The 17,717-nt window shown below is 44.4% G+C and carries 16 protein-coding genes; 3 read left to right on the forward strand and 13 right to left on the reverse strand.

Annotated features, from left to right (window positions below):
- Window positions 1-42: 42 nt before the first annotated feature.
- The 5 genes from MsAg5_RS05600 to MsAg5_RS05620 all read right to left on the reverse strand — a co-directional run bounded on the left by MsAg5_RS05600 (window position 43) and on the right by MsAg5_RS05620 (window position 4,946).
- Window positions 43-552 carry a nitroreductase family protein gene (locus MsAg5_RS05600; protein ID WP_338099641.1) on the reverse strand — a complete coding sequence of 170 codons (510 nt, stop codon included), beginning with the start codon at window positions 550-552 and terminating at the stop codon, window positions 43-45.
- A gap of 92 nt (window positions 553-644) precedes the next feature.
- A complete protein-coding gene (gene cofG, locus MsAg5_RS05605) occupies window positions 645-1,658 on the reverse strand; it encodes a 7,8-didemethyl-8-hydroxy-5-deazariboflavin synthase subunit CofG (RefSeq protein WP_338099642.1) in 1,014 nt (337 codons plus the stop codon).
- 317 nt (window positions 1,659-1,975) lie between these two features.
- On the reverse strand, window positions 1,976-3,337 hold the full coding sequence (locus tag MsAg5_RS05610) for a phytoene desaturase family protein (protein ID WP_338099643.1): 1,362 nt from the start codon (window positions 3,335-3,337) through the stop codon (window positions 1,976-1,978).
- Complete coding sequence (locus MsAg5_RS05615; RefSeq protein ID WP_338099644.1) at window positions 3,337-3,558, reverse strand: 4Fe-4S binding protein; 222 nt, start codon at window positions 3,556-3,558, stop codon at window positions 3,337-3,339. Before MsAg5_RS05615 ends, MsAg5_RS05610 begins: the two co-directional genes overlap by 1 nt.
- A 272-nt stretch (window positions 3,559-3,830) precedes the next feature.
- Window positions 3,831-4,946, reverse strand: a complete 1,116-nt coding sequence (locus tag MsAg5_RS05620) for a lysylphosphatidylglycerol synthase transmembrane domain-containing protein (RefSeq protein WP_338099645.1) — start codon at window positions 4,944-4,946, stop codon at window positions 3,831-3,833.
- A 450-nt stretch (window positions 4,947-5,396) separates the two neighbouring features.
- Here MsAg5_RS05620 and MsAg5_RS05625 point away from each other — a divergent pair, with 450 nt between their 5' ends.
- The gene (locus tag MsAg5_RS05625) at window positions 5,397-7,004 is read left to right on the forward strand and encodes a DUF4139 domain-containing protein (RefSeq protein WP_338099646.1); all 1,608 of its coding nucleotides are present in this window, start codon (window positions 5,397-5,399) and stop codon (window positions 7,002-7,004) included.
- Between the two features lie 772 nt (window positions 7,005-7,776).
- Here MsAg5_RS05625 and MsAg5_RS05630 read toward each other — a convergent pair.
- The 3 genes from MsAg5_RS05630 to MsAg5_RS05640 all read right to left on the reverse strand — a co-directional run bounded on the left by MsAg5_RS05630 (window position 7,777) and on the right by MsAg5_RS05640 (window position 10,391).
- Window positions 7,777-8,979 (reverse strand): potassium channel family protein, encoded by a 1,203-nt coding sequence (locus MsAg5_RS05630; RefSeq protein WP_338099647.1) that lies wholly within the window; start codon window positions 8,977-8,979, stop codon window positions 7,777-7,779.
- A gap of 228 nt (window positions 8,980-9,207) precedes the next feature.
- Window positions 9,208-9,780 (reverse strand): magnesium transporter, encoded by a 573-nt coding sequence (locus tag MsAg5_RS05635; RefSeq protein WP_338099648.1) that lies wholly within the window; start codon window positions 9,778-9,780, stop codon window positions 9,208-9,210.
- Window positions 9,777-10,391: a magnesium transporter gene (locus tag MsAg5_RS05640; RefSeq protein ID WP_338099649.1), complete on the reverse strand. Its 615-nt coding sequence runs from the start codon at window positions 10,389-10,391 to the stop codon at window positions 9,777-9,779. The genes MsAg5_RS05635 and MsAg5_RS05640 overlap by 4 nt, the downstream gene beginning before the upstream one ends.
- A 342-nt stretch (window positions 10,392-10,733) precedes the next feature.
- Here MsAg5_RS05640 and MsAg5_RS05645 point away from each other — a divergent pair, with 342 nt between their 5' ends.
- On the forward strand, window positions 10,734-11,204 hold the full coding sequence (locus MsAg5_RS05645; RefSeq protein ID WP_338099650.1) for a pyridoxamine 5'-phosphate oxidase family protein: 471 nt from the start codon (window positions 10,734-10,736) through the stop codon (window positions 11,202-11,204).
- A gap of 112 nt (window positions 11,205-11,316) precedes the next feature.
- Here MsAg5_RS05645 and truD read toward each other — a convergent pair whose 3' ends face one another.
- The 3 genes from truD to MsAg5_RS05660 all read right to left on the reverse strand — a co-directional run bounded on the left by truD (window position 11,317) and on the right by MsAg5_RS05660 (window position 13,561).
- Window positions 11,317-12,660: a tRNA pseudouridine(13) synthase TruD gene (gene truD / locus MsAg5_RS05650; protein WP_338099651.1), complete on the reverse strand. Its 1,344-nt coding sequence runs from the start codon at window positions 12,658-12,660 to the stop codon at window positions 11,317-11,319.
- 27 nt (window positions 12,661-12,687) lie between these two features.
- Window positions 12,688-13,035: a peptidyl-tRNA hydrolase Pth2 gene (gene pth2, locus MsAg5_RS05655; RefSeq protein ID WP_338099652.1), complete on the reverse strand. Its 348-nt coding sequence runs from the start codon at window positions 13,033-13,035 to the stop codon at window positions 12,688-12,690.
- A 295-nt stretch (window positions 13,036-13,330) separates the two neighbouring features.
- On the reverse strand, window positions 13,331-13,561 hold the full coding sequence (locus MsAg5_RS05660) for an Lrp/AsnC ligand binding domain-containing protein (RefSeq protein WP_338099653.1): 231 nt from the start codon (window positions 13,559-13,561) through the stop codon (window positions 13,331-13,333).
- Window positions 13,562-13,904: 343 nt separating this feature from the next.
- Here MsAg5_RS05660 and MsAg5_RS05665 point away from each other — a divergent pair, with 343 nt between their 5' ends.
- Window positions 13,905-15,344, forward strand: a complete 1,440-nt coding sequence (locus MsAg5_RS05665; protein ID WP_338099654.1) for an MFS transporter — start codon at window positions 13,905-13,907, stop codon at window positions 15,342-15,344.
- A gap of 560 nt (window positions 15,345-15,904) precedes the next feature.
- Here MsAg5_RS05665 and MsAg5_RS05670 read toward each other — a convergent pair.
- Together MsAg5_RS05670 and MsAg5_RS05675 are read right to left on the reverse strand one after the other, a co-directional pair.
- Complete coding sequence (locus MsAg5_RS05670) at window positions 15,905-16,423, reverse strand: protease inhibitor I42 family protein (RefSeq protein WP_338099655.1); 519 nt, start codon at window positions 16,421-16,423, stop codon at window positions 15,905-15,907.
- Window positions 16,424-16,947: 524 nt separating this feature from the next.
- A complete protein-coding gene (locus tag MsAg5_RS05675) occupies window positions 16,948-17,460 on the reverse strand; it encodes a protease inhibitor I42 family protein (protein ID WP_338099656.1) in 513 nt (170 codons plus the stop codon).
- Window positions 17,461-17,717 lie beyond the last annotated feature (257 nt).

Genomic DNA, 17,717 nt, shown 5'->3' on the forward strand with positions numbered 1-17,717 from the left:
AAACTGAAAAATAAAAAAGAAAAAAGACCCGTCGGTCTTTCATTACCACTTATTGTAGTGAACCCGTTCTTTTTTGAACCGGTCAGCTGCGTCAGCTTCCTTTTCCGGGTACCCGATAATAACGAACGCATACGGAACAACGTTCGCCGGCAATTTAAACAAATCGACAAAACCGTTCACACGGTCTTCTCTCGGATAAACGCCGGTCCAAACCGCGCCGAGGCCGTTCGCGTGAAGCGCAAGAAGCATATTTTGCGTGGCAGCGCCGAGGTCCTGCGGGAAAAAGCCTTCTGCCCCTTCGTAATCCTTATTGAAGCAAACCAGAACGCCGGCCGGCGCGCCTTTGACCATTGCCGCATGCGGGCTGAAAGCCGGAATTTTATCCAAAGTCTCCCGTTGGTCAACGATAATAAAGTCCCACGGCTGCTGGTTTCGAGCCGACGGCGCAAACATGGCGGCTTTAACGGCTTCTTCAATCAAGTTCATCGGAACCGGTTTGTTTTGATATTTTCGAACGCTGCGGCGCGTGTAAAGTGCGGTCATTGTATCCATAATTTTATCTCCAAGATTTGATTTGACAAAATTAAATTTAAAAGAAGATGAGTAAATGAAATAAATAAACACAAGAGAATATAATTCAACGCTTAAATGGCTTTCGTTTTTCGATAACCGTTTTCATCCGCCAGTTCCGCCACCAACTCTTTTGTTTCCGTACCGGACCAACCTTTTAAAACAAAATCTGGATGAATCGGCAGCCGTTCATTAAATTCGTAGCCACTCGACGCCAAAGTTGTCCGCAATTCATCGATTTTCGGCCAAGCCGCTTCCGGATTGATATAATCGATCGTCACCGGAGAAATGCCGCCCAAATCAGAAACACCATAACGGATCAAATCAAGCGGTGCAATCAAATTCGGCGCCACTTGAATCGCGACGTCCGGCGGCAGAATTTCGCGGCTCATGACAATCGTTTCCATCATTTCATCCCGCGTCGGCGGGCAAAGTCCCAAGGACTTTGCCGCCTCAGCAGACAGATTTGGTTTGGGCGAATAATTTTGAAGGATCACTTCCTGAATGTGACCGTATTTTTCGTGCAGCGCCGCAATCTTTTGAATCGAATCGACGCGGTCATCGCGGCTTTCGCCGATACCGATTAAAATACCGGTTGTAAACGGAATGCGAAGAATACCGGCGTTTTCAATCATTTCCAAGCGAACCCGCGGCTCTTTTCCGGGGCAGTTCTTGTGCGCCGGAATGTCGGCCGTCGTTTCAAGCATCAGCCCCATGCTGGCGTTTTTTGGAGCCAGCTGTTTCAAATCGTCAAAAGACAGAACGCCGCCGTTTGTGTGCGGCAAAATTCCAAGCCGGATGGCAATATCGGACAGATGCGCCACATAACCCGTCAAAGACGAAAAACCGATTTCGTTCAACAGTTCCAAAAAAACAGGATCTTCTTCCGGATATTCCCCAAATGTGAAAAGTGCTTCCGTGCAGCCCGCTGAAACGCCTGACCGAAGAATAGAAACAACTTCGTCCTCCGACATCAAAACAGATTCCGGGTCGGAGGCGTTTCGTCGAAACCCGCAGTAAGCGCAATGATTCCGGCAAACGTTTGTGACCGGAATGAATACATTTTTGGAAAACGTAATCGGCATCATTTTAATCAAATTATTTTTAAAAAAGTTTTTTTATTCGAGCCAAGCAAACCATCCCGATTAAATCAGTAAGATACATTGGGAAATATCCAGTAATCTGTACAGAATTTACAGTTTCAGTTTGCATCTGCAGGTGACTTTTTTAGATTGCAGTTTGTACCTACTATTTCCAAAATACCATCTGTTCTGCTGACTGCAATTATTATATCTGTTAACGGTATCCGAGAAATTCGAACGCGATACGCGTTCGAATTTTCGGGATGGTTTGCATGATATCTATTATGGAGCGTTTACAGTTACAGATACTTTAGGTCAATGGATTATGATAGGTTCGCTTTTTCCCACGCAGCCACATCGTTCATGGCGTTTTCAACGCCAAGGGCAATTCCTTCCACTTCAATGCCGCCGCGGCCTTTGGCGCCGTCGCCGACGATGAACATGTTTGGAATCGGTGTTGTGTTGCCGAAATCTTGTCCGGAAAACGCGCGGTTGACCGGCCATTTGCCGTGGTGAACCTGAATCATAAGAATTTCCGGCTTTTTGCTGGGGAACAAATCTTTGAGATCGGCCAGTCCGAGATCGATTTCTTCTTCGATTTTATCGAGGCGGTCTAAGGCGGTTCTCTGGTGGGCCATCACCAAATGTTTGCCGGGCGGCGCCAAGTTCGGGTCCGCGTTCGTGACTTCGTTCATACCGTTAATCCGGCGTGTATAAGGCGTGAGAAGCACGCCGCCGTGTTCGATCATCGGCTCATCGATCGCAAAACAAATCTTCAGACCGGCGGACGGTTCGATTTTCTTCAATTTTTCCATATAATCGCCGTAGCCGGAAAGCTCCGCCATTTCCGGGTCGCACAAATCCCAAGTTTCCTTGTGGCCGATGTCGCTGACAACCAAATCCGCGTAAATCTCGTCGCTGCCGATCGCAACACCCGTGGCTTTTCCGTTCGCCATCAAGATTTTTGTAATTTCCTTTTTGGCGTGAACCTTGCCGCCGTTTTCAGTAATGATGCGCACAAGTTCATCAATAATAGATTTGCAGCCGCCGACCACAATGCCGGGGCCACCGTATTTGAAAATGTTGTCAAAAATTGTAAACATTTCTTCCGTTGTCACTTCATCCGCAGTTGTGCTGAGCGACCAGCCGGAAAAAGAGTCGGCGCAGCGGTCAATCCGGTCATCCTGAATGTATTTGGAATACCACGGTTTAAACATCGTATTCTTCGGGCGAACGAGCCTGATTTTGTAGCCGAACGTCAACAAAACCATCATCAGTTTATTCTTTGATGTCAAATGTTTCTTAAATTCGACATACGGAATGTCCACAAAACCGTTGGAATAGTCGGTGTCCGCCGAATTCTTCGGCATACGGACGGTTGCCATCGGCACGGACGGAATCACTGTCACGTCGGCGCCAAGCGACTTTAACATGAGCGCCAGAGGACCGGAATCGCCGTGCGGCAACATATGAAGCGCGCCGGTAGACAATTGATAGCCTTGATATTCGATATTCATAAAGCGGCCGCCGATGAGCGCCAGCCGTTCGTAAACATCGACCTGATAACCTTTTTTGGATAACTGCGCCGCCGCCAAAAGACCGCCGAGACCGGCGCCGATGACGATTGCCGTCGGCTTTTTGTCGGCATTTGAATTAGAATTGGGATTGGAAACCGTGTCCGCCATTAAGACATTCCCCCATTCGATGCTGTTTCGGTTGCATTAACCGCATTAGATGCACCGGCCGCATTGCCCGTTTCAATCGCTTTCATCGGACAATAGGAAACACAGAACCGGCAGTTGACGCATTTTTCGGAAATCGTCGCCTTTCCGAAGACGGAAATCGCTTCGTATTTGCAAAACACCATACATTGGCTGCAACCGACACAATTGTTATTGACATACATTGACGAATACACCTGATATTGAAATGAGTATGAAATCATAAATTAAAATAAATCTGAATAAAAAAAATCATAACCTGTCAAATTGTTGCATAATTCAATTTGACTTTATATAAATTTAATTCAAATTTGATCAAAAATAAGAGTCAAACCCCCAAAATAAGAGTCAAACTCTCAAAAATAAGAGTCAAATCCTCAAAAATAAAAATAGGTCGGATGTCAAAACAAAATCCAAAAAAAATAATGAAAAAATGAAAAATGAAAAAATGGAAAGGTCATCCGGAACCGGGCGGCAGATTCGAATCGGCCGGATTTGTCGGATTTGCCGGAAGTTCTCCCGGATCTGCAAATGCATTAATACCGTACCGGCGAATCACACGCAAACTGGCCAACGAACCGGCAATGATGTTCACATAATACGTAATCGCGCGCCAGGCAATCACGGCGACGCCGACCAGAGGCGCCGGGATGAAGAGGGAAAAGAGCGAATACGCGCCGATTTCCGCGATACCGCTGCCGCCGGGCGTCGCCGGAATGACCATGATGAGCACCAAAACAACCTGCGTGGCGTACAAAAGCAGCAGTCCGTTCATATCCAACCGTACGTTCAGTCCCATCAAAATAAACAACAAGATCGAGAAGTGGGCGAACCAGTAAAGAGCCGTATAGAAAAGCGAAATCAAGAAACTGACTTTGCCGACGGAAATAAACCGCCGGAAACTGCTGTGAAACAGATCCATTTCATTTTCGGAAGCGATAATCATGCGGTCAATTTTTGGCCGGTATTTGGCCGGCAAGATTTTTGACGTCAGCACCAAAACATACCGGATGCCCTTTTTGGCAGATTCGGGGCGGAAAACGCCGTAAAGCAAAACCGCAACGACAAAGACTAAAATAACCAAAGCAAGGATCAGCAAAGTGCCGAGGCTCAGAATACCGTTATCGTCCGATACAAACACCGTGTGCAAGATAAAAATGGATGGGATCAGGCAAAGGAAGATGAAAAAAACATCCAAGAGCCGCTCCATAAAAATGATTGCCGTCGACTTGCCGACCGGAACGCCGCTGTTTTTATTCAGCAGCAAGATACGGACCGGCTCGCCGCCGACCGACGACGGCGTCAGGGAAGCGAGCAAAATGCCGGCCAAACAGTTTTCCAGCATGTGCCGGGTCCGAACGTCATAACCAAGCGCGCGGGCCAAAAATTTTGTTTTCCGGGCCGTAATCAGATAAGTCAGAATTTGAATGGCCAAAGCCGCCAAAATATAAACGGGACGAATTTGAAGCAGCGCATCAATCGTGTCCGCGTCCGTCGTAAAAAGAATTAAAGCAACTGCCGAGATGAGGCTGATTGCCAGGCTGATCAAAAAGAGTTTTTTATAATTCACCATTTTTTCATCTCAAAGTCGTTGCGAATTATGATTGCAAAGTACGGTGACACCATAGGATGACAATAATAATTTCGAAATAAATCGCACTCAATCACACTAAATCGTACTCAATTGCGCTAAATCACACTAAATCGTGCAGGATCGCGCCAAAACATAAGCGTTTGAACGCTCATAAAGGGTATGATGACATAAATATATAACTGTTTGAAAATAAATCTTGCCCCTATTTGTTGATTTTACATTTATTCCAAGAATATTATTTATATAAAAGAAGTTTACAAGAAGATTTTTATGTTCCTTATTCATTTGATTCATGATTGAGTTTTAAAATAAATTAAGATTAATTAAAACGATTTAAAAAAATAATTAAAAATAAATGAGAAACAAATAAAAATTAAAAATAACAAAATAAAAAAAATTAAAAAACAACAAAATAAAAGGAGAATTAAAATGAGTGAATATTCCGAATCCATTTGCGCGCATGAAAACGTCCGGGGAAAAATAACGGACGTCGCCGTATTCTTAAACGGCGCGCAGCTGACGCGCGCCGCTTCTTTAAAACTTGCCGCCGGCCTCAACAAAATCACATTTTCCGGCATTTCGGCGGACCTTTATCCCGAAAGCCTGACGGCGGCGATCGGAAACGATTGTCAAGTGACGTCCGTCTCCCATCAAATCAAATACGTAACAGACGCACCGGATTCCGGACGCGTGGCGGAATTGCTGAAAAAGAAGAAAGAGCTGGAAATTTCGGTCCTTCAAAAGAAAGGGCAGCTTTCGGTTTGTGCGGAAGAACGCACGCTGCTTGAACTGAACCGCGAAGTGGCGGGAAAAGAAGGGCTCAAAATCACCGAACTTAGAGAAACGCTGGATTATTTCAAATCCAAGCTGACAGATATTGAAAATGAAAAGATAGATTTGTCCCTTCAAATCGAAGAGTTGCAGGAGCAGATCCAACAAATTAATCACGAAGTCGGCCGGGGCTATTCATCCCGAAACGAATCGGAAATTGAAGTGGAAGTTTTCGCGCCCAAAGACATGGAAAACACAGTCGAATTGTCATATTTCCTCAACAACGCCGGCTGGACGCCTTACTATGACATTCGCGCCAAAGACGTCGAAAGTCCGGTGACGCTCAACTTCAAAGCATTCGTTCACCAACAAACGGGTGAAGATTGGGAAGACGTGAAACTGACGCTCTCCACCGGCAACCCGTCCCTGTCCGGAAATTTGCCGGAACTGACGCCGCAATACGTTGACTTTGAACAGCCGCATCCGGCCGCCCCAGCTTACGCGCCGGGCAAACAGAAAATAGCGGAATACCAATCCTTTAACGCGCCGTCCGCCTGTATGGCGATGGAGGAAATCGACGAATGCGAATACGTTATTGATGAAAAGGAGAAACGGTTCGTCAAATACGAGCCGCCGCAGACAATTTCCGCAAGCAATTTGACCGGCGTCGAATACATCCTCCCGGCCCTTTATTCGATTCCGTCGTCGTACAACCAAAAACCGGTCGACATCAAATCCCACCAACTGAAAGCGGAATTTAAATATTACAGCATCCGGAAACTCGAAAAAGACGTCTTCCTGACAGCATCCGTCATGGATTGGACCGACCTCAATCTTCTTGAAGGAAACGCCAACATCTTCTTTGAGGGAAAATATGTCGGACAAACATACATTGATCCGCGCCGCGCCGGCGAGTACATTCAGTTGTCCCTCGGCCGCGACCCGGGCGTTATTGTGACCCGCGTCAAAGGAAAAGACATGACGGAAAAGAGTTTGATCGGCGGCAACACAAAAGTCACCAAAGAATGGACGCTGACCGTCCGAAACGCCAAAGGACAAGCCATTGACATAGAAATTTCAGATCAGCTGCCGGTTTCCGTGAACAAAGGCATTACAATCGACGCCGTCAACATTTCAAGCGCCGAACACGACAAAGAAACCGGAAAACTGACATGGAATTTGACCCTGGACGCCGGAAAAGCAAAGTCCATGGTTGTGAAATATACAGCGACATACCCGAAAAATAAAATTGTGGTTTTGGAGTAATCCAAAATCCCTTTTTATTTTCTTTTTTTCTTTTTCTATTTTCCACTTTTTATTTTTCGTGTTTCTATTTTTCCATTTTTATTTTCATCTTTTCATTCATTTCTTTTTCATTCATTTCTTTTTTATTCTTTTGATTTTTAAAAACAGACCCCGGTTTTTGACACATTTTGAAAAGCCGACGCCATAACGCGCGCGCCGGCGCAGCGCACACAGAAAACGCAGTACTCACAGCAAACGAAGCAAGTCAGCAGCAGATGCAGCAGTACCTGTCCCAAATGTTATCCCGCAAGTTCAGACTTCTGAACGCCGAAGGCGTGAAGAAGGCGGAACTTGGCGGATTTCCATGAAATAAGATGAAATCAGTAAACAGTAGATGCAAATTATATTTTTTAGATTGCAGTTGCACCTTACAGTAACTATTTTTAAATTCCAATTGCATCTACAGTTAACTATTTTTAGATTACATATTGCACCTGCAGTTGACCGTTTTTAGATTTCAGTTTGCACCTGCTGTTTCCAACAATACACATGTTTTCTGATCCGATTTGCACCTACAGTTCACAATTTTAGATTGTATTTGTTCGCGGTATCCGTAAAATACAGATGCTTCGCATCTGATTTTACGGGATGGTTTGCTTGACATCATCGAAAATTGCTCACCGCTTTTAAAAACGCAAAACAAAAAGTGCCGCCGTAACGCGCGCGCATGCCTCCGCCAAAAAAGAAAAGAGAAAAGGAAAAAGAGAAAAAAGAAATAAAACGCCGTTGTATTTTATTTCAAATCAACCGGACACGTGCACATTTCAATCAACGCTTCTTCACCGACGCGGGAGCCGCGTGCGATAAGAATGTCATTTTCATGAATAGTAATTTTGCCGCTGACGGAATAAATCCAGCGGTTGTCGCGCTTGATGGCGAGAACGTGAATGCCGGTCTCGGTTTCGAGACGCAGATCTTTGAGCGTTTTGCCGAGAATCGGAGAACAGGACGCCACGTCGATTTTGATGATGATTTCATCAGATTCGCGAACAGCCATCGCGATAATCGGGTGGAGGCCGATTTCACGAATCACCGGGTCGGCAATGTCGGATGCCGCGTTGGAAATCCGTTCGGACGCACTGGACAGGATCAGAATGCCTTTGAGATCGGCCGGCGCTTCCATCGATTGGGCGGCTTCCAAAACCAAATCCTGAACCTCGTATTTCATTTCGTCCAAGGTTTCCTCAATCGATTGCACTTCCTGCGCAATATCTTTGTTGTTGAACAGCAGAGCGGAATACGCGAGACCGACCGACAGCTCGCACATGTTTTTCATTTCAACGATGATTTCAATCGCCTGCTCAAGACCGGCGGTTTCGTTGCAGTCGATCACTTTTCGGGGCGTGTAAATTTTGAGCGTTGCTTTCTCAAAGAAAATCGGAACGCCTTCGTCGTGGCCGCGCGCAATGAGAACGTCGCCCTGCCGGAGCCGGGTTTCACTGTCCGGCGCGTAAATCCAATCGGAATTGCGCCGAATCGCAATCAGCCACATGCCGGTTTCGACGTCGAGACCCAAATCGCCGAGCGTCTGCCCGACCATTTCGGATTCGTCATTCAGGCGGACTTTGACGATTGTTTCGTCGGCATTTCGAAGCGCCACTTTGAGCCGGTCCGGAATGGAAATGTCCATCAGCACGCATTTTGAAATTTCCTTGGCGGCGTTCGCAATATATTCGGAAGCGGCCGCAACCTCAAGAACGCCGAGCAACTGCTCGCCCTCGTCAATCCGGCGCGTGCTCAGCATCGCACCCATCTTGACGTGATAGTCGAGCATATCCATTGTTTCTTCCAAATGCATCACTTCTTCGGCGATGTCTTCATCATCATAAATCATGGCCGAATACGCCAAATCAATCATCAGCTCAGATGTGTCTTTCATCTCAACGAGAAGCTCCTTGAGATTCCGCGGCGCATACTTGTACTGCTTTTTTGTCATAACCTGATAAACCGTCCGTTCATTCAACACAGATAGATTGTTTAATATTGTTTACTTAAAATTTATTTTTTTTCGTTGACATTAGGGTTTTAGATATTTATTATAATTGTTTTGTATTTTTCAAAACGATAAAATGGAAATGAGATGAGGGAATAGGGATCGGAACAATGACACAATATGAGATAACAGATGAAATAAGATAGATGAGATACGTTGACCGCCTTTGTTTCAAAAGATATTCAAGGTGTAAAGACCGAAAATGATAATGAAAACCATCATACCAATGACGCCGACCAAATCACCCAAACTGGCCACGACCGGAATCACGGTGTCATCCGGATCCATTCCGACTTTGTGGGACAAAAAGGAAAGCCCGACCGTCGTTGTGTAAACGATGACGATGTCAAAGAAAACGACGATGCCGCTGACGCTCAATATTAAAAAGAGAGACGTCCCGTATCCCAGGAAAATGTTGATGACATAAACGACAAAGCTCACAAACGTCGCCGAAACGACCGCAACGATGATGGCGGCGATGACGCTGTTTTTGACCACCGGATTTTTACGAATCCGGCTGCTGAGACCCAAGTGAAACGCCGACGACAACCGGGACGCCATCATGCTGCCGGTATCGCCGCCGATTTTGAGCAAAACCGGCATCAAAATCAAAAGCGTCGGATATTCAATCAAAATATCTTCCTGATAACCAAGCAGAAGACCGACGAAAATCGCCATGAAGCAGGTGACGAAAAGAATCGGAAGCCCGTTTCGAACAAGCCCGCGAATCGTGTAATACGTCATAACATGATCACCAGCCGCGCGATGATGAAAATCATAATCATCGACAGGATGTCGCCGATGGTGGCAATCGACGGTGTGACCACGTTGTCAGGATCAAATCCGAATTTGAACGTGCCGATCGCCAAGTAAGTGGAAATAATCGATAAGATGATCCCGGAAAAGAAGCCGGATAAAAGCGAAATCGTCACAAGCTGAAGCAAACCCGCGCTTTCCAAACCGAGAAGAAGAGAAATGTAATGTCCGAGAATTCCCAAAAAGGTGGAAACGATCACGGTTAAAATCATGGAGCCGATGATGTTGTTGGTCAATTCTTTGTTCTTGAAATCGGCTTTCGTAATCAAACCCATGTGAATCGCGCTTCCGAGCCGGGAGCCGAGCGCCGATGAAATGTTGCCGCGAAGACCCATCACACCCGGAATAATAACCAAAAGCCCCGGAATCAGCTCCAGTTCGTCAGTCATGCCGGATAAAATCACACCGGAAACAATACCGCCGACAACCGCAATCAATTCAAAAGGCAACGCCTCTCTCACAATGGAGAAGACACTCGCGTATTCCCCGAGATATTGTCCAACGTCGGACTCATCGTTTTCACGTTCGCGGTGAGGCATGAGCGTGTATAAAGCGGGGATATTATTAAAATATTGGCAAATTCAAAATAAATAAAATAAATAGAAACCGTAAATTTAAAATCAAAAACTAAAATCCGCTTTCAAACTCAATAAAAATAGCGGACAATTTTAAAGCTCTTCAAAAATGATCGCCATACGCGCGCGGCGGCGCAGCGCAAAAATGAAAACAAAAATGGAAATGGAAAGCATTTTTTCAGGCATAAGAATTAATATTTCCAAAGAAGTATAATCAATATTGTTTTTCATGGTTTTATTTTTATTATTTTTTTCAAATTCGTGATTGAATTATTTTAAATTTTTCATAATTTGGCGGGGATAAATATGCAAAATCGAATGAAAACACATCAATTGACTGAAAATGAAATCACCGCCCTCTTAGAAGGGCAACCGATCGGCCGTTTGGCAACAGTCGACATTTCCGGATTCCCGTATGTGATTCCGGTCCACTTTGTTTACCTCAATCAGAAAATCTACATCCACGGCTTGATCAAAGGCGAAAAATTGGACAACATCATCAAAAATCAAAAGATCGGTTTTGAAGTCGACCGGTTCGACGGATTTATTCGGCCGGAAGAAAAAAATCCGTGCGACGTCAACACTGTTTACCAAAGCGTGATTATCCGCGGAATTGCAAGCATCGTTGAAGACGAAGCCGTAAAAACAGAAGCACTCAACAAAATCGTTGAGAAATATACGCCGGAACTGGCCGGAAACTCATTCAAAAACTCAATCAAAGCAACCGCTGTGATTGAAATTACAGTTAAAGAATGTACCGGCAAATATTACAAGTAATCAAAATTAAAAATAAAATAAAATTAAAAATAAAAATCGAATAAAAGTATTAAAAAATATAAAGAAGATTAAAAAAATTGGTTTTTTAAAAAATGATTAAAATGGAAATCCGTTAGCTCATGTCTAACGGATCCGTTTTCATATATTCGCGCAAAACAGTTGTCGCGTAACTTCCTTTCGGCAGCGAAAACTCAAGTGTGAGCGCTGTTTTCCCCATAAATTCGGAGTCTTCTGTTGCTGAAAATTTCGGTTCGGCTTCCAGAAGAATCTCTTTTCGAAGTCCCCTGGACGCTGTTTCCGGAAAAACCGGCACTTTGAAATCGTCGGCGGTAAATCCTGTCTTTTCAATAATGTTTCGTTCAATTTCACCCGGAATACCGGAAGCGAGCGGCGTTTCCGAGCCGAAAAGCGGTGCTGTGACGAAAGCCCGTTTCTTTTTGAGAAGATTGTTGATGCCGTCGATGTTTTCCGAATCCACGGTTTCCAAACGGCCCGGATCCGGAACTTTGCCTTTCCGGTAACAAACGATGTCGCCGATTTCGGCGCGGTTGAGTGAAAATCCTGCGTTTAAACGCGCGCAGATGATTTGATTGAATAAATAAGACTGGTAGGCGTGAACAAACATGGTGTATAGGTTTTTCGGAAGGACCATAAACGCGCCTTTGAAGTCGCCCGGATTCGAGATCAAGTGATTGAGAAGCGCTTTTTCGTGCCCCAAATGGTCCGGCATTTGAGAAAGGCCGCCTTTGAGGTCATTGGTTTCTCGAATATAGTCCCGCACCCGTTTCGTTTCCTCCGGCTCGTCCGGATAGGATTCAGCAATGTACCGCATGACCGCTTTTTCCAAGTCGCCGGATAAAATGTCCTGTCCGACCAAATGCGTCATCGGCCGTTTGGTTCCAAACCGCTGGATACCGAAAAAGTTCGGAACGCCGCCCATCGCTGCAATTTCAGATGTTGTTTTTTCGGCCATTTGGGTGGTTTCTTCCGGTGAAAAATCGATGTTTCGGATGATGATTTTGAACATATTGCCGTCCAAATCGCCGAGCGCGACCGGGCCTTGAGATTTGCCTAAAACGCGAATGGAAACGTCTTTTAAGGAAACGTTCTCCAGCGATTCGGCCGGCAGATCGTAAACGCTCATTTTTTGAACCGTCACGGCGCGCTTGTCTTTGGTCCCGGCATAACTGATCCGTTTATGGCTGATACCGAGATGGCTTGAAAACGCCTTTAAGAAATGGTTGGTGTCCCAATTGTTTTTGGTGAGTTCAAAAACCAAATACTTCAAACTCTTGTTATCAGCATCTATCGGGCTGACTTTGACGTCTGAGATTTCCTCGACATAGAAATCTTCCGGCCGGTGGCGCAAAATTCCTTTCACGCCCAACGTGTCCGTTTCATAGCGGTCGATGCCGATCTGTTTTTCAAGATTCGGGACTTCGATTCTGTTTTCCATAATAATTCCGTATTCCGTTGTTCAAACTTAGAGCATTTTCAAATGCCCGGTAATTTTGTCAATTCGTTCTTCCGCTGCCGGTCCGATGCCGAGAACCGTAATCGTTCCGGGCGCAATTTCCGTCCGTCCGGCGTCGGTGATGAGCGCCGTCGGAAGTCCTTCCCGCCGCGCTTTTTCCTTCAATTCGAAGAGTTCCTGGAGGCTCGACGCTTTGAGCACCACTTTCTTTTGTCCGCCGGCTTTCCAAGCGTCCAGTTCGCGCTTGTCCGCCCACTCGGCCGATGAAACCGCCGCGTGCGCCACCTGAACGGCCAATTTCCCGGGCGACAGTTTCAGGTCCGTCCGCATGATAATGCATTGTTTGTATTCGCTCATCCGTATCCCTTTTTTAAATTTATAACGTCATTTGTGATTTAAAATAAAATGTTGGTTTCTCAAAACAAAACAACAAACCAACTATAAAAATAAATCCCAAAAACAAAATTCAAAGACAAAATCCCGTTTTTGTTTCAATCAAAATTGTGGACACTTTTCAATGAAATTCTTAAAAAATGATCGCCATAACGCGCGCGGCGGCGCGGCGCATAAAATGAAAAGAAAAATAGAAGATAACAAGAGAAAGAAATGAAAAATAAAAAAAAGGAAAAGCGGAAAACCGCTTTTCATCAAATTAAAGTTCGGCGCCGACAATTGTTTGCGTGGCGGTGACGTTCGGGTTTTCACGGATCTTGTCGACGACATCGTTTAATTCGCGAAGCGTCTCCAATTCCATGATGACGACGAAGTCAAATTCTCCAAAGACGTGGTAAACGTCCTTGACGCCGGCAAACGACTTTAAATCGTTGTAAGCGTTTTTTTCGGAACCGGGCAATACGTTTAACATAGTAACTCCAATGACCATTTTTATCTCCTCCCATTTTTATAATAAATACGGTTACCCAAAATTTGAAATTTTCGTATATAACATTTTTCATCCGCAAGAAATGTTTTTTCTGAAAATGTAAAAATAATTCCAAATCAATAAAATCAATTTTTATTATTAATTTATTTTTAATTGTTTTTTATTTTTATTTTTAATTTATTTTTAATTTCAATATAATGTCTCAACAATTTCAAATATTTTTATGTCAACCCAAAAAATCAACCTTTATATAGAACCACATGCACATTAAAGCCACCATCTTTCAAAAATGAATAGTGTTGTATGAACAAAAGAACAAATTCAAAAACAGTGATTGATTTTTATGTACAAACCGCAACCGAACCCGGTCACGTCTTCAGAGAACAATAATCCGACGTACACGTCCCGAGAGAAAAAAATCGTTTTGGCAGGCGCTTCAATCGCCGCTTTCATTACGCCTTTCGCCGGCGCCATGGTCAACTTATCGCTGCCGCACATCGGTGAAACGTTTCAGGTGACGGCCCATGCTCTTGGCTGGATGTCAACCGCCTACCTTTTGGCGTCCGTGCTCTTCCTCATACCGGTTGCCCGTTTGGCTGACTTGTACGGCCGGAAAAAAGTATTCTTAATCGGTACCGTGATCATCGTCGTCACCTCCTTTTTGGCGCCGTTTTCGCCGACATACGGCATATTGATTCTGCTGCGGTTTTTAGACGGCATGGGGATGGCGTGTATCTTTTCAACGTCGCTGGCCATTCTCAGTTCGGTTTATCCGCCCAAAGAACGAGGCGCCGCCTTTGGAATTAACGTCGGATTCGTTTACGTCGGATCGTCCATGGGGCCGGTCATCGGCGGCATCATGACGGATAATCTCGGCTGGCAGAGTTTGTTCTTTTTGCTGATCCCGTTGGCGCTGATCGGCGGCCTTCTGATTTGGCGCGGCGTCAAGAGCGACTATGCCGAATCTCACGGCGAACCGTTTGACTGGATCGGAACGATTCTTTACGGCGCGACGGTTTTCTTCTTGATTTACGGACTCACAAACCTGCCGGAGCTGTGGGCTTTCGGTGTGTTGTTCATCGGCATCTGCGCCCTCCCGTTGTTTGTTCTTTACGAGAAAAGGCAATCGTATCCGGTGCTGAAAGTCAAATTGTTTATTCAAAACAAGCTGTTCCGGCGGTCCAACATGGCCGCCTTTTTGAATTATGCGGCGTCGTATTCGATTATATTTTTCCTCAGTTTGTATTTGCAATCCGTCGACCAATTGTCGGCGCAAAACGCCGGTTTGGTTTTGTTGGCGCAGCCGGTGATCCAAGCCGTCTTATCGCCGGCCATCGGAAAATTATCGGACAAAATTGACACGAAATACTTGTCGACGCTCGGCATGCTGTTCATTACGGCCGGCCTTCTCTTGCTCACGACGCTGCAAGGAAACACCCCAATTTCCCACATCATTGGCATTGAGATCGTCCTCGGTCTTGGATTTGCCTTCTTCGCCGCGCCGAACACGTCGGCTGTAATGGGATCTGTCGGAAAACGGGATTACAGCAGCGCCAGTTCCATGCTGTCGGCCACCCGCCAAGCCGGTATGGTCGTTTCGATGGCGATTGCCATGTGCAGCATTTCATTCTTTGTCGGCAACACGGACATGATCGGCCCCGATATGATTCCGAACTTCCTGACCGCCATGCGCGTCACGTTCATGGTTTGCGCCGGATTGTGCGCGATCGGCGCCGTTTTGTCTTACATGCGGGGACCCAGCAACCGGGAAGTCGTGGCTTAAACGTGTGTCCGGGAACGGATACCGTTTTCTTTTTTTATTTTTGTTCTTTTTTTGGCGGGCGGCAGGCGCGCGCGTTATGGCACCCATTTTCGTTTTGTGTTTTTAAAAAACAGTGATTGTTTTTTGAAAATTTCAAGCAAGCCATTCCGTAAAATCAAACGCGATAGCGTTTGCATTTTACGGATACTGCTCAGTAGTACAATCTGAAATTGCAAACGGATGATACAACTCAGCACTTCCGGCAGATACAATCTGAAACTATCAACTGCAGATGCAACAGAATAAAAATAGTGAACTGCGGGTGCAAACTGAAATCTAAAAGCAGTGAACTTCCTGCTGATTCGTACGCTGCGCCGCCGCGCGCGTTACAGCATTCATTTTTGACGTGCCGCCAAAACCGGATCCTGTTTTTAAAAGATAAAAATCAGAAAAAAGAAACAAAAAAACAAGACAAAAAACAAAACGAAACAAAGAAACGAAACAAAACAAAAAAACAAGACAAAAAGAGAAAGAGAAGAAAATATTGAAAATGAATTCAATATTTTTCATCACATTCAGAATTAAGATTCTGTCACATTCACAACTTCGATGGTTAAGTCGGTGTTGACTTTGACGTCCACTTTAACGGTGGCAATCGTGGAGTTGTCTTCAAAGGACCGGGCATATTCGAAGGTCAACGTGGTGTTGCCGTCTCTGACGCCGTCAAATGTCCAGTAGAATTCTCCCGGAACGCCAACCATGTTTGCGTCGGTGGTCGGGTCAGTATATCCGGAGGAAGTTTGGTTCAAAACACCGACAACGGTGGTGTTGGTCAAATTCCAGGTGTAGCCTGTGGTCGGGTTGCCGACGATTTTGACGGATAAGGTTTTGTTGTCGTTGATGACTGTGACATTCGGTTCAAAGTCAGTTGTGTTGTTGGTGGTGGTGTTTGTTGTATTGTTGGTTGTGTTGTTGGTTGTGTTGTTTGTCGTGTTGTTGGTCACGTTGGCGTCGTTGTCGGTACAGCCGGATGCGCCGACTGCGAGCGCGACCACAAGAACCAAACTCACTGCAAGTAATAATTTGGATGAAACTTTCATAGTTTTAGACCTCCTTGAGTCTTACCTTCAAGCAAAAATGCTTGTATGTTCAATCGCGGACAATGCTGTTTTTAAAAAATAAAAATGAATTGCGCGGACCAAACAAAAACAGTTTTTATTGTTAAGATATTATTTATATAATTTTTTCAATAAATTTGTATATGATTTAAATTATATCATAAAATTAAATAAAAAATATAGAAAATATATAGAATATATTATTCAAATAAAAATAAAGAGTAGAATATATAAAAAATATATAAAAAGTATATGAAGAATAATATGAGAAATAAGGAAAATAGATAGAAAGAATAAAAAATAAAAGAGAACGGAAGAACCAAAAATAGCGAAATGGATCAGATAAATATCCAAAGACTTTTTAAAAAACGAAAAGAGATTGATTTTTCAATCAATCCCATTTATGTTTCTCAAACTTGACTATATTTCAAACTTGACTATATTTCAAACTTGACTATATTTCAAGCTGTTTTGACGGAACGTTTTGATGAATAATTTTGACGGAATTATTCTGCGTTTGTTGTTTTGACATCCAAGATGGTGATTGTCTTATCGCTGTTCACCCGAGCTTCGATTTGAACGGTTTGGATGGCGGATTCATTGGCGCGCTTGTAATCAAACGTGTAGATGGTTGTTCCCGCATTGAGTCCGTTAAATGTCCAGGTTTCCCAAATCGGGGCGCCCGGCATGCTGGATTCGGTTGCTTCAAAACCGGATTGGTTCAAAACGTTGTCCGGATTTTTGTTGGTAATGTTCCAGTCATATCCGGTGGACGGATTGCTTTCCAATTGAACATAGAGAGCTTTGGAATCGTTGCTGACGGAAATGTTCATTTCCATCAAGCCGCCGGAAACGACGGTTGTGTTGTTTGTGGTATTATTGGTTGTGTTGTTTGTTGTGTTGTTTGTTGTATTGTTGGTCGTGTTGTTTGTGGTGTCCGTACATCCGGAAACGCCGACGGCTAACGCCACAACAAGAACCAAACTCATCATAAGCAGTAATCGGGTTGTATTTTTCATTTTATCCCCTCCGGCCCGGATTTTCACCCGGAAACACGTACAGGTTTATTATTCATGAATTAAACACGGAACATCAAGATTTTCGGATTCATTTTATCATGTGATGTCAAATATAATTAAGTGACAAATATAAATCTCGAAAGACCTTGTTGATATATATGATGAATTAATAGTAGATATATTTTTTTAAAGGAATAATTTTAACTGATGATTATTTCATTGTAAATAAATATATTAACTAAAATAAATTATAAAGA

It is taken from the genome of Methanolapillus africanus, from assembly GCF_032714475.1.
Lineage (GTDB): Archaea > Halobacteriota > Methanosarcinia > Methanosarcinales > Methanosarcinaceae > Methanolapillus > Methanolapillus africanus.

What these genes read in the sequence shown, in the direction of transcription:
- MsAg5_RS05645 (WP_338099650.1), top strand. Translation starts at nt 10,734, where the DNA reads ATGCAAAATCGAATGAAAACACATCAATTGACTGAAAATGAAATCACC.
- truD (WP_338099651.1), bottom strand. Translation starts at nt 12,660, where the DNA reads ATGGAAAACAGAATCGAAGTCCCGAATCTTGAAAAACAGATCGGCATC.
- MsAg5_RS05620 (WP_338099645.1), bottom strand. Translation starts at nt 4,946, where the DNA reads ATGGTGAATTATAAAAAACTCTTTTTGATCAGCCTGGCAATCAGCCTC.
- pth2 (WP_338099652.1), bottom strand. Translation starts at nt 13,035, where the DNA reads ATGAGCGAATACAAACAATGCATTATCATGCGGACGGACCTGAAACTG.
- MsAg5_RS05630 (WP_338099647.1), bottom strand. Translation starts at nt 8,979, where the DNA reads ATGACAAAAAAGCAGTACAAGTATGCGCCGCGGAATCTCAAGGAGCTT.
- MsAg5_RS05640 (WP_338099649.1), bottom strand. Translation starts at nt 10,391, where the DNA reads ATGCCTCACCGCGAACGTGAAAACGATGAGTCCGACGTTGGACAATAT.
- MsAg5_RS05635 (WP_338099648.1), bottom strand. Translation starts at nt 9,780, where the DNA reads ATGACGTATTACACGATTCGCGGGCTTGTTCGAAACGGGCTTCCGATT.
- cofG (WP_338099642.1), bottom strand. Translation starts at nt 1,658, where the DNA reads ATGATGCCGATTACGTTTTCCAAAAATGTATTCATTCCGGTCACAAAC.
- MsAg5_RS05615 (WP_338099644.1), bottom strand. Translation starts at nt 3,558, where the DNA reads ATGTATGTCAATAACAATTGTGTCGGTTGCAGCCAATGTATGGTGTTT.
- MsAg5_RS05665 (WP_338099654.1), top strand. Translation starts at nt 13,905, where the DNA reads ATGTACAAACCGCAACCGAACCCGGTCACGTCTTCAGAGAACAATAAT.
- MsAg5_RS05675 (WP_338099656.1), bottom strand. Translation starts at nt 17,460, where the DNA reads ATGAAAAATACAACCCGATTACTGCTTATGATGAGTTTGGTTCTTGTT.
- MsAg5_RS05600 (WP_338099641.1), bottom strand. Translation starts at nt 552, where the DNA reads ATGGATACAATGACCGCACTTTACACGCGCCGCAGCGTTCGAAAATAT.
- MsAg5_RS05660 (WP_338099653.1), bottom strand. Translation starts at nt 13,561, where the DNA reads ATGGTCATTGGAGTTACTATGTTAAACGTATTGCCCGGTTCCGAAAAA.
- MsAg5_RS05610 (WP_338099643.1), bottom strand. Translation starts at nt 3,337, where the DNA reads ATGGCGGACACGGTTTCCAATCCCAATTCTAATTCAAATGCCGACAAA.
- MsAg5_RS05670 (WP_338099655.1), bottom strand. Translation starts at nt 16,423, where the DNA reads ATGAAAGTTTCATCCAAATTATTACTTGCAGTGAGTTTGGTTCTTGTG.
- MsAg5_RS05625 (WP_338099646.1), top strand. Translation starts at nt 5,397, where the DNA reads ATGAGTGAATATTCCGAATCCATTTGCGCGCATGAAAACGTCCGGGGA.